The 9,401-nt window shown below is 68.2% G+C and carries 13 protein-coding genes and 1 pseudogene; 3 read left to right on the forward strand and 11 right to left on the reverse strand.

The window, feature by feature from the left end; translation table 11 throughout:
- Together WAL33_RS13135 and WAL33_RS13140 are read right to left on the reverse strand one after the other, a co-directional pair.
- Positions 1-299, reverse strand: a 299-nt coding sequence (locus tag WAL33_RS13135; RefSeq protein ID WP_422181996.1) for a DUF2239 family protein, incomplete at its 3' end; no start/stop codon positions are given.
- Positions 296-643: a GIY-YIG nuclease family protein gene (locus WAL33_RS13140; RefSeq protein ID WP_422181997.1), complete on the reverse strand. Its 348-nt coding sequence runs from the start codon at positions 641-643 to the stop codon at positions 296-298. The genes WAL33_RS13135 and WAL33_RS13140, both read right to left, overlap by 4 nt.
- Before the next feature lie 164 nt (positions 644-807).
- Between WAL33_RS13140 and WAL33_RS13145 the strand changes: the two genes are divergently transcribed.
- Complete coding sequence (locus WAL33_RS13145; RefSeq protein WP_422181998.1) at positions 808-1,125, forward strand: hypothetical protein; 318 nt, start codon at positions 808-810, stop codon at positions 1,123-1,125.
- Between the two features lie 3 nt (positions 1,126-1,128).
- On the opposite strand, the gene WAL33_RS13150 is transcribed toward WAL33_RS13145, so the two are convergent.
- Positions 1,129-1,575, reverse strand: a complete 447-nt coding sequence (locus WAL33_RS13150) for an NUDIX domain-containing protein (protein ID WP_422181999.1) — start codon at positions 1,573-1,575, stop codon at positions 1,129-1,131.
- A 4-nt stretch (positions 1,576-1,579) separates the two neighbouring features.
- Positions 1,580-2,626, reverse strand: a complete 1,047-nt coding sequence (locus WAL33_RS13155; RefSeq protein ID WP_422182000.1) for a S1/P1 Nuclease — start codon at positions 2,624-2,626, stop codon at positions 1,580-1,582.
- Positions 2,627-2,998: 372 nt separating this feature from the next.
- Between WAL33_RS13155 and WAL33_RS13160 the strand changes: the two genes are divergently transcribed.
- Complete coding sequence (locus WAL33_RS13160; protein WP_422182001.1) at positions 2,999-3,493, forward strand: 3D domain-containing protein; 495 nt, start codon at positions 2,999-3,001, stop codon at positions 3,491-3,493.
- An 18-nt stretch (positions 3,494-3,511) separates the two neighbouring features.
- Here the strand turns inward: WAL33_RS13160 and WAL33_RS13165 are convergent, their stop codons facing one another.
- Both WAL33_RS13165 and WAL33_RS13170 read right to left on the reverse strand, forming a co-directional pair.
- Positions 3,512-4,423 carry a diiron oxygenase gene (locus tag WAL33_RS13165; protein ID WP_422182002.1) on the reverse strand — a complete coding sequence of 304 codons (912 nt, stop codon included), beginning with the start codon at positions 4,421-4,423 and terminating at the stop codon, positions 3,512-3,514.
- A gap of 68 nt (positions 4,424-4,491) precedes the next feature.
- Entirely contained in the window at positions 4,492-4,776 is a 285-nt protein-coding gene (locus WAL33_RS13170) for a DUF4242 domain-containing protein (protein ID WP_422182003.1), read from the reverse strand.
- Positions 4,777-4,884: 108 nt separating this feature from the next.
- Between WAL33_RS13170 and WAL33_RS13175 the strand changes: the two genes are divergently transcribed.
- The gene (locus tag WAL33_RS13175) at positions 4,885-5,802 is read left to right on the forward strand and encodes a LysR family transcriptional regulator (protein WP_422182004.1); all 918 of its coding nucleotides are present in this window, start codon (positions 4,885-4,887) and stop codon (positions 5,800-5,802) included.
- Between the two features lie 16 nt (positions 5,803-5,818).
- Here the strand turns inward: WAL33_RS13175 and WAL33_RS13180 are convergent, their stop codons facing one another.
- From WAL33_RS13180 to WAL33_RS13200, 5 genes and pseudogenes are all read right to left on the reverse strand, one after another.
- Positions 5,819-6,598 (reverse strand): phosphoadenylyl-sulfate reductase, encoded by a 780-nt coding sequence (locus WAL33_RS13180; RefSeq protein WP_422182005.1) that lies wholly within the window; start codon positions 6,596-6,598, stop codon positions 5,819-5,821.
- Positions 6,598-7,116 carry a DUF934 domain-containing protein gene (locus tag WAL33_RS13185; RefSeq protein WP_422182006.1) on the reverse strand — a complete coding sequence of 173 codons (519 nt, stop codon included), beginning with the start codon at positions 7,114-7,116 and terminating at the stop codon, positions 6,598-6,600. Before WAL33_RS13185 ends, WAL33_RS13180 begins: the two co-directional genes overlap by 1 nt.
- A complete protein-coding gene (locus WAL33_RS13190) occupies positions 7,100-8,758 on the reverse strand; it encodes a nitrite/sulfite reductase (protein ID WP_422182007.1) in 1,659 nt (552 codons plus the stop codon). The genes WAL33_RS13185 and WAL33_RS13190 overlap by 17 nt, the downstream gene beginning before the upstream one ends.
- A gap of 5 nt (positions 8,759-8,763) precedes the next feature.
- The gene (locus WAL33_RS13195; protein ID WP_422182008.1) at positions 8,764-9,129 is read right to left on the reverse strand and encodes a DUF2849 domain-containing protein; all 366 of its coding nucleotides are present in this window, start codon (positions 9,127-9,129) and stop codon (positions 8,764-8,766) included.
- Positions 9,126-9,401, reverse strand: a pseudogene (locus WAL33_RS13200) (hypothetical protein); the annotation flags it as partial. The pseudogene WAL33_RS13200 and the gene WAL33_RS13195, both read right to left, overlap by 4 nt.

Raw genomic sequence — 9,401 nt, forward strand, 5'->3', positions numbered from 1 at the left:
CCGCCCGGCTGGGCGGCCAGCCATTCCCAGTGGCGCGGCAGCAAGGTCACCTCACGGGCCGTGACACCCAGCTTGGGGCGCCCGCGGCCGCGTGGCGCGGCGTCGCCCTCGCCGAGACGCAGCGCGATGTCCCAGGGTCCGCCGCGCAGATCGAAGTCCACCTGCCGGCCTTCGGGATCGAAGATCAGCAGCGCGGCGTCGGGCGCTTCGCCCAGGCGCGCCTGGGCGGCCACCGCCACGTCAAGCTTGGGACCGGCCGCGAGCCGCCGCTCGCCCTCGAACACCACATAACCGCTCATCGCCGCAGCCCCTCGGCGTGCAGGGTCGTGCGCCAATGCTCGCGGCGCTCGACCAGCAGCGAGGCACGGCCCAGCCGCTCCAGCCCCTTGTCGTCGAGGACCTCCAGCACCTCGAAGCCGAAGGCCGCCTCGCCATGGGCGTTCCAGGCCTGCTGCAGGGTCGGGCTGGTGTGGCCGCCGGTCCGCAGGGCGAACCAGACGCCGTTCTGGCGGGTCGACAGGTCGGGCGTGCCGCCGATCCAGACCTCGCCGGTCGTGGCGCAACGCACGGCGTAGATCCCCGCGCGGACCTCGCGCTCCTTGTAGTCGCGCACCAAGGCGCGTCGATTGTTCGTCGTTTCCATGAGCAGCTTTTTACCCGGGTATTTTATGGAGTCAATATTACCCGGATATATTTATTCCTCCCCCCCTGTAGGAGGTGTCGGCGCAGGCGACGGAGGGGGAAGCACCGGGATGGCAAGGTCACGCCAAAGGCGCTAGAGACCCCGCTCTCGTTCAGGAGGCCGCCATGGTCCGCAATCTCAAGGGCAAGCTGGCCCCAGCCGTCGATCCGGTCGCCCAGGCCGACATCGCCTGGTTCGAGGCTCACGAGGGTCGGACCTTCCGCCTGCGCGATCCCGCGCCGCTGGAGTTCAAAGACCCGCTGGGCGATCCCGGCGACGGCTTCTCCTGGCGGGTCCTGGTGGCCAAGCTGGCCGACGGCGGCCGCCTGAAGCTGCCGGTGTCCCTGGCCTGGGACCTGCACAACGACCACGCCAAGGACGCGCACCTGAAGCTGATCTTCGACCAGGTCGCGCCGGAGAAGGCCAAGGCCCTGCTGAAGTAGAGTCTAGCCCCGCCGCAACCACGCCGCCACGGCCCAGGCGTGGGCGTCATGCCTCAGCGCCACCACCGCGTCGCGCGGGTCCAGCCAGACCAGGGTGTGGTCGTCCTCGACCTTCAGTTCCGGCCGCTCGCCGGCGATCCGGACGACATAGATTCCGCCGTTGTTGCACACAGGCTGGCCGTCGGACTTCAGGAACGGCTGGCTGACCTCGATCACCCGCGTCCCGACCTCGACGACCAGGCCGGTCTCCTCGCCGAACTCGCGAATGAGCGCGGCATGCTCGTCCTCGTCGCCGTCGACCGCTCCGCCCGGCAGGTCGAAATAGGGCGGCCGACTGGGCTTGCGCACCTCGACCAGAGCGATCGTCCCGTTGGCGCCCTCGGCGATGCCGAAGGCGGCCCAGCGGTGCTTGTATTCCAGACCCGGTTGGGGCGCGTCGAACGCCAGCATGGGATCAGTCCTTGCCGTAGAGGTCGTTCCACGGATCGGCCTTGCCGGAGACGATGTCGTCGACGGTGATCTCCGGACGATAGCCGATCTTGCCCGTGGCGCTGGCCTTCCAGGCGTCGACGACCATGTCGCGCAGCTCGGTCGCGCCAGCGGCCAGGCGCGCGTCGACGAAGGCCTTGGCGCGCGGGTCGGTGGCGACCAGGCCGCCTTCCTTCTCCAGCTTGTACAGCGGCTCGACGAAGCTGACCGTGGTGCTCAGATAGGCCACCGTCCGGGCCTCGATCGTGCAGCCGCAGTCCTTGTAGGGCGGCACCAGCGCCTTGACGTCGGCATTGGTGGCCACGGCCTTGACCAGCGGCCCCTCGAAGCTGCCGTGCGTGGCCTTGCTCTGGGTGTAGCCGTTCGGGTTCGGGTAATCGCCCCAGCCGTTGTAGTGCACGCTCAAATGCAAAGGCTGGCTGGCGTCGCCGACGTAGTGGGCCCAGACGCCCAGGTCGCGGACCAGCAGTTCCTCGCGCCGCTTCAGGTCGGCGACATAATAGGCCTTCTTGGTCTTGTCCTTCTCGGTCTTCGACACCGCTTTCAAGATGCGCCAGTAAGTGAAGTCCTTCACCAGCTGCTGGTAGCCGTCGATGATCGAGTAGGGCAGATAGCCGGCGTTCCAGCTGTCGTGGCCGACCGCCGCCAGCGACTTTTCGTAGTCGGCGCGGGTGGGCGGCAGGGTTTCCAGCGCGAACTTGGGGCCGCCGTACATTCTGCCCTCGTCGTCGACGTCGAGGAAGTGGGCGGCGTCACGGTCGGTGTCGTGGATCTTGCCCGAGCCTTTCCAGCGGTCCGGCTCGCGGGCGTATTCGCCGATCGCGGCGACGGCTTGGGGGGTGCGCAGGAAGGCCGGAAGATCGCTGGGCAAGCTCTGGGCGGCGACCACGCCGACCAAGCGGTGCCCGTGGGCGCCCCAGGCCAAGGCCGGGGCCGCGGGGGCGGCCAGGGCGGCGACCAGGGCGACACTGGTGAACAAGCGACCCAAAGAAGGGCGAATAGACGGCTTCATGCGCGCTCCAACGAACTGACGGCTCCGACGGCCATGCTCCAAGCACTGGGGCGATCGCGACTCGCCAGGCCCGCCGGACCTGCCCAAGACGTGTGCATCGCCACAAAAGCCGTGGACGACTCCGGTTTATGCCACCCGGGCGATGACCGCCAGAGCGCGCCGCACCGGCCCGCAAGCGGCAGCACGCAATCCCTTGCCAGCCTGGGGATGCCGCCCGTCCTGGAACCATTTTGCGCTTCAAACGATAGCGCCCACCACGGCCGTTAAGGGTGCAGCGCGGCATCGGGTCGCCCGCAAGTGGGTTGTCACGGCCCCGTGATCTTAGTAATCAGGCCGCCGACCGACACCTACGCCGATAAGAGGAACCCCTCGATGCGACGCACGTTTGCGGGATTTCTGGCCGTCGCGGCCATGTCCATCGCCCTCCCCGCCCTTGCCGCCGACTCGGACTCCAAGTCCGATCCCCTGGGCGATCTGATCACGGGCGCGCTGACGGGCACGATGCCCGGCTCGGTCGAATACAAGATGAAGGCCACGCTCTACCACGCCGGCGCCAAGGGCATTCGCGCCCTCGACAGCCTGGGCTGCAAGGTGGTGGCCATGCGCACCCTGGCTGTCGACAAGACCGTGATCCCACGTCGCACCGTGGTGTTCATCAAGGAAACCGTCGGCCTGCCGATGCCCAACGGCGACAAGCACGACGGTTATTGGTACGCCTCCGACGTCGGCGGCGCGATCAAGGGTCAGAGGCTGGACCTGTTCAGCGGCGAAGGCCGCTCATCGATGAAGCCTCTGATGCCCCTCAATCTCGCCACCCTCTCGGTGACCAAGGTGGGCGAGTTCAAGGGCTGCCCCCCGTCGGAATAGGCGTTCGAGCCAGCGGCTTCAGCAGAACGCCGGCGCGACGCTTTCCAAGCGCGCCCGACCATCGGGGCTCACCTGCTCCACCGCCTTCAGGAAGCCCTCGTTGGTCATGACCGAGCCGAGGAAGGTCCAGCGCATCGCCTGATGCTGGTTCTGGACGAAGGCCCCCCGCTCGACGACCGAGAGCGTGCGCCCGATCGCCTCCTCCAGGCTCGCCAGATCAAGCTGGACCTGTTCAGCCAGTCCGCCGTCGAGGAAGGCGCCGATGTCCAGGAAGTCCTCGACCGCTTGATCGATCTGCTCGGAACTGGCGCGGGCGGCCAGTTCGTAGAAGACCAGCGCGTCCAGCTTGGCGTGCTGCGACTCCTCCAGCCAGTGATGCTTGAGCAGGCTCTTGAACTGCGGATCCAGCTCCTCGTCGTCGAGCACGCTTTCCACATAGTGGCGCTGGGTCGACCACTCGATGCCCAGGACGAACAGCGCCAGGCCCAGCTGGCTGTGAGCGCGGATCGCCGCGCCGATGTCCTCGGCCGGCCCGATGAAGCCGCACGACACGTCGAAGGTCTCGACGAAGGCGCGCCGGAATCGCACGAACAGTTCGATGTGCTTGGCCTCCTCGGCCGCGAACTGGACCAGCGCCGGCCTACGGTGCGGATCCTGGCCCGGCTTGGACGGGGCCAGATCCTCGATGATGGGCAGGATGCAGCGCTCCACCAGTTCGAACATCGCCAGATAGCCGAAGGCGCGGATCTGGTTCAGCTTTAGGCGCTCGGTCCGGGTGAGGAAATCGAGCGGCGCTGTGCGGGCGAAGCTTTCCGGCAGGAACGGCTTGGAGAAATCCATCGGCTTGTCGTCGCCGATGATGTCCTCCAGCCGCCAATTGACGCGCTTGGACGTTTCGAGCAGCCGCTCGTAGCTCAGGTCTTGGATCATAGGTTCTCTCCTCGCGCGGCGAGGCGCCCCCTTCGGGCGCTGGCCGCGACGGGTGAGCTCGCCGCCGTTCAGTTGTTGGCGGTGGTCGGGTCGATGATTTGCGGAATCTCGGTGATCGAGGTCACCGGAAGACCGCTCAGCTCGGCGTGGACGTGAATCGTGTCCTCGCCATCCGCGAGATAGATGCAGAACGTCCGGTCTCCAGCGACATAGCTATGCTGCCACTGGATATCGCGGCCGATCTTTTCGATCGCCTGGTTCGACGCGCGGGCGGCCCCGCAGAGCTCGATGATCGACATGCCGCCGACACCGGGGATCTCGCGCTCGACCAGGTAACGCTTGAGATGGACCATGGCGCCGTCTCGCATCACCCTTGGAATGACCACAACATCGCGCCGGCCCGCACCGCGTACAATCTAAACCTTCTCGCCCTGGCTAAAGGTTTTGCTTAGGATAGAGGCATGGCCGCGCCGATCTTCCTCCGCTCGCTCCAGGCGCTCGAACTGGCGGTTCGCCACGGTTCGTTCGCACTGGCCGCCGCCGATCTCGGCGTCACGCCGGCCGCCGTCGGACAAAGGGTCAAGGCGCTGGAGGATTATCTGGGCGTCGAGCTGCTGCTGCGCGGACGCGCCGGCGTGCGCCCCGCGCCCGGCCTGGCCGCCGCCCTGCCGCATCTGCACAGAGCCTTCGAAGCCCTTGAGACGACGGCGCATGAACTCGAGCTGCAGCGCGGCCGTGAGATCCACATCGCGGCCGCCTCGGATTTCGCCGAACTGTGGCTCAATCCCCGCCTGGAGCGTTTCAAGGCCGCTCATCCCAACATTCTCTTCAGCGTCAACGGCGAGGGCGATGCGCCGCGACGCCTCGGCGGCGTCGATTGCGAGATCAGCTTCGGGGCGGCTCGGGAGGATACGCTCAGCGACCTGCTGTTCCACGACTACGTCCTGCCCATCGCCTCGCGGGAAAACGTCGAGCGCGTCTCCCTGACCGCCGGCCTCGAGGGCTTCCCGCTGCTCCATCTGGATTTCTACAAGGACGACCCCGCCGGTCTGTCCTGGCCTGAATGGGTCGAGGCCAATGCTGTGGCCCGCCCCGCGCCGGAACGCGGAATGCGGTTCCAGCGGATCAGCGCGGCGCTGGACGCCGTCGCCGCCCATGCGGGCGTCACCCTGTGCGGCCTGGCCCTGATCCAGGAGAAGCTGGAGACGGGCCTTATCGCCTTGCCGTACCCGGTCGCGGTGGGCCGCTGGAGCCAGTTTGGCTTCAACGCCCGTTTCCGCACCGACATCGAAGGCCGACGGCATATAGAGCGGTTCCGCGCCTGGCTTGTCGAAGAGGGACGCGCGACCGCGGCGAGCCTGGCGGCTCTGGTCGGCTGACGCGCCGTCGCGGGCTCTAGATCCCCTCGCCCACGTTCGGCGCCGCGCCTGGCGCGCGGGCGACGTGGATGCCGCATTCGGTCTTGTCCTGGCCCGCCCAGCGGCCGGCGCGAACGTCGGCGTTGGGGTCGTCCACCGGCTTGGTGCAAGGCCAGCAGCCGACCGACGGGAAGCCCTGGCTGACCAGTGGGTGGGCCGGCAGGTCATGCTCGGCGACGTAGGAGTCCAGCTCCGCCTTGCCCCAGTTGGCCAGCGGGTTGAACTTGATCTGGCCCTGCGTCTCCTCGACCACGCGCAGCCGCAGGCGGTCGCCGCCGTGGAAGCGCTTGCGACCCGTGGTCCAGGCGGCGAACTCGCCCAGGGCTCGATCCAGCGGCAGCACCTTGCGGATGTGGCAGCAGGCGTCAGTGTCGGTGCGCCACAGGTCGGACTTGGGATCGGTGACGGCCAGGTCGGTATAGGCCGGCCGCAGGTCGCGCACGTCGGTCAGGCCCAGCTTGGCGGCCAGGCTCTTGCGGTAGTCCAGGGTCTGGCCAAACAGCATGCCGGTGTCGAGGAACAGCACAGGGATGTCCTTGGACACCTGGCTGGCCAGGTGCAGCAGCACCGCCGATTCCGCGCCGAACGAACTGACCAGGGCCAGCTTGTCGCCGAAGGTCTCGTAGGCCTTGCGCAACACGGTCAGCGGGTGGGCGTCGCGCAGCTCGGCGTCCAGCCGCGCCGCCAGGTCGGCGGTGGTCGGCTGCTGGCGAACGGCGGTCGGCTCGAGCTCCGTCGTGGTCTGATCATAGGCCATCAGACAGCCCTTTCCTCGAACGCCACCACCCGGTTGTCGGCGGCGCGCTGATAGACATGGCGGAAGCGATGGGCGGCCTTGGTCCAAGCCTCCGGCGTCGCGCCGTCATTGGGTTCGAAGGCGTCGAAGCCGCAGCGGACCATGAAGCCCGCCTGCTCCTGCAGCACGTCGCCGACCGCCCTCACCTCGCCGGTGAAGCCCAGGCGCTCGCGCAGCAGGCGGGCCGAGGTGTAGGCGCGGCCGTCGCGGTATTTCGGGAAGGCCAGGGCCACCACCGACAGGCGCGGCAGGTCATAGGCCAGGGCCTCGACCTCCTGGTCGGCCTCGACCCGCACGCCGACCCGGCGGCTGTTGGACAGCAGGATCTCGCCCTCGGCCTGGAAGCGGGCCAGGGACAGGATCACGTCGCCCTCGGGCAGCGCGTCCTCGTCGGCCACATGGGTGAAGGCGTCCTCTGCCCACTGGGCGCCGAAGTCTTTGTGGCTGGGGTCGCCGACGAGCTTAATCAGCTTGGGCATAGACCGCCTCCTTGAAGGGCTCGAGGCCGACGCGACGATAGGTGTCGAGGAAGCGCTCCTCGCCGGTGCGGATGTGCAGATAGGCTTCGACCAGGGCGTCGATGGCCGGGGCCACCTTGTCGGCCGACAGGCCCGGGCCGAGGATCTTGCCGATCGACGCGTCTTCCGCCCCCGATCCGCCGAGCGAAAGCTGGTAGAATTCCTCGCCCTTCTTGTCGACGCCCAGGATGCCGATGTGGGCCACGTGGTGGTGGCCGCAGGCGTTGATGCAGCCGCTGATCTTGATCTTCAGCTCGCCCACCTTCTCGGCCCGGTCCGGATCGGCGAACTTGCGGGCGATGTCCTGGGCGATCGGGATGGCGCGGGCGTTGGCCAGGGCGCAGTAGTCCAGGCCCGGGCAGGCGATGATGTCGCTGGCCAGGTCGATGTTGGCGGTGGCCAGGCCGACCGATTCCAGCACCGCGTGCACGGCGGGCAGGTCGTCCAGCTTCACATGCGGCAAGACCAGGTTCTGGGCATGGGTGACGCGCAGATCGTCCAGGCTGTAGCGCTCGGCCAGATCGGCGACGACGTCCAGCTGCTCGGCGGTCGCGTCGCCCGGCGTCTGACCGATGGCCTTCAGCGACACCTCGACGATGGCGTAGCCGGGCTGCTTGTGCGGCTTGACGTTGTTGCGGGCGAAGCGCTGCAGGGCCGGGCTGGCGGCGCGGGCGGCCTCGAAACCTTCCGACACGGCGGGAAGCGTCTCGAAGTTGGTCTGGGCGAAGGCGGCGCGAACGCGAGCCAGTTCGCTGGCCGGCAGGTTGGCGCGGGCGTGGTCGATCTTGCCCCACTCCTCCTCGACCTGGCGGGCGAACTCCTCCGCGCCCAGGGCCGCGACCAGGATCTTGATGCGGGCCTTGTAGATGTTGTCGCGGCGGCCGTGGCGGTTGTAGACGCGCAGGATCGCCTCGACATAGCTGAGCAGATGCTCGGCCGGCAGGTACGACTTGATGGTCGGGCCGACATAGGGCGTGCGCCCCTGGCCGCCGCCGACGATCACCTCGAAGCCGATCTGGCCGTCACGGCCCTTTCGCAAGATGAGTCCGATGTCGTGCACCTTGACCGCCGCGCGGTCGGTCAGGGCGCCGGTGATGGCGATCTTGAACTTGCGCGGCAGGAAGCTGAACTCGGGGTGCAGGGTCGACCACTGGCGCAGGATCTCGGACCACACGCGCGGATCGTCGATCTCCTCGGCCGTGGCGCCGGCATAGGGGTCGGCGGTGACGTTGCGGATGCAGTTGCCGCTGGTCTGGATGGCGTGCAGGTCCACCTCGGCCAGGGCGTCCAGGATGTCGGGCGCGTCCTTCAGCTTGATCCAGTTGAACTGGATGTTCTGACGGGTGGTCATGTGCCCGTAGCCCTTGTCGTAGGTGCGGGCGATCCAGGCCAGGCGGCGGGCCTGGCGGGCGTTCAGCGAGCCGTACGGAATGGCGATCCGCAGCATGTAGGCGTGCAGCTGCAGATACAGGCCGTTCATCAGCCGCAGCGGCTTGAACTGGTCCTCGGTCAGCTCGCCGGCCAGGCGGCGGGCCACCTGATGGCGGAACTCGTTGGAGCGGTCCGTCAGGAATTCGCGGTCGATGGGATCGTACAGGTACATGTCGGCTACTTCCTGCGGATCAGATCGACGCGGCCGGTGGATCGCGCGGCGCCGGCTGCGTGCCGCAGCGCCTCGATCACCTCGCCGCCGACGGCCTGCTTGCCGTGGGTGGGTTCGTTGGTCGGACCCAGGGCCCGGATGCGTTCGCGATAGCTGACCGGCGCCAGGCCGCCTTCCACCGGCGCCAGGTCGATCGGATAGGGATCGACGATCACGGTCGGCTGGGCCTTGCCCCTGGCGACGGCGGCCTCGACCTCGGCGTCGCGGCTCTCGTCGAACAGCTCGGCGTCGCCGAACCCCTCGACCCAGGCGCCGGCCTTCCAGAACACGACTTCGCCGTCGCTCAGGCGGTTGGCGGTGACAGCTTTCATGAACGCAGGCTCGCGGACTGGGGGATGAATGCGGCGGCCAGGTCGGAAACGCCGACCTCCGCCATGGCCATGGCTTCGCCGACCATCAGCAGCGCCGGGCCCTTCAGGCCCTCGGTGGCGCGCGCCAGGCCGGCCAGGGTGGTCAGGATGCGGCGTTCGTCGGCGCGGCTGGCGTTCTCGACGATCAGGGCCGGGGTGGTCGCGGCGCGGCCGGCGGCGATCAGCCGCTCGGCGATCGGGCCGGCCGTGGTCAGGCCCATATAGACCACCGC

It is taken from the genome of Caulobacter sp., from assembly GCF_049283275.1.
Taxonomy (GTDB): domain Bacteria; phylum Pseudomonadota; class Alphaproteobacteria; order Caulobacterales; family Caulobacteraceae; genus Caulobacter.

Bases quoted from the DNA above. Each gene is read 5' to 3' on its own strand.
- WAL33_RS13175 (WP_422182004.1), top strand. From the start codon at position 4,885: ATGGCCGCGCCGATCTTCCTCCGCTCGCTCCAGGCGCTCGAACTGGCG.
- WAL33_RS13190 (WP_422182007.1), bottom strand. From the start codon at position 8,758: ATGTACCTGTACGATCCCATCGACCGCGAATTCCTGACGGACCGCTCC.
- WAL33_RS13170 (WP_422182003.1), bottom strand. From the start codon at position 4,776: ATGGTCCATCTCAAGCGTTACCTGGTCGAGCGCGAGATCCCCGGTGTC.
- WAL33_RS13180 (WP_422182005.1), bottom strand. From the start codon at position 6,598: ATGGCCTATGATCAGACCACGACGGAGCTCGAGCCGACCGCCGTTCGC.
- WAL33_RS13140 (WP_422181997.1), bottom strand. From the start codon at position 643: ATGGAAACGACGAACAATCGACGCGCCTTGGTGCGCGACTACAAGGAG.
- WAL33_RS13150 (WP_422181999.1), bottom strand. From the start codon at position 1,575: ATGCTGGCGTTCGACGCGCCCCAACCGGGTCTGGAATACAAGCACCGC.
- WAL33_RS13165 (WP_422182002.1), bottom strand. From the start codon at position 4,423: ATGATCCAAGACCTGAGCTACGAGCGGCTGCTCGAAACGTCCAAGCGC.
- WAL33_RS13155 (WP_422182000.1), bottom strand. From the start codon at position 2,626: ATGAAGCCGTCTATTCGCCCTTCTTTGGGTCGCTTGTTCACCAGTGTC.
- WAL33_RS13185 (WP_422182006.1), bottom strand. From the start codon at position 7,116: ATGCCCAAGCTGATTAAGCTCGTCGGCGACCCCAGCCACAAAGACTTC.
- WAL33_RS13145 (WP_422181998.1), top strand. From the start codon at position 808: ATGGTCCGCAATCTCAAGGGCAAGCTGGCCCCAGCCGTCGATCCGGTC.
- WAL33_RS13160 (WP_422182001.1), top strand. From the start codon at position 2,999: ATGCGACGCACGTTTGCGGGATTTCTGGCCGTCGCGGCCATGTCCATC.
- WAL33_RS13195 (WP_422182008.1), bottom strand. From the start codon at position 9,129: ATGAAAGCTGTCACCGCCAACCGCCTGAGCGACGGCGAAGTCGTGTTC.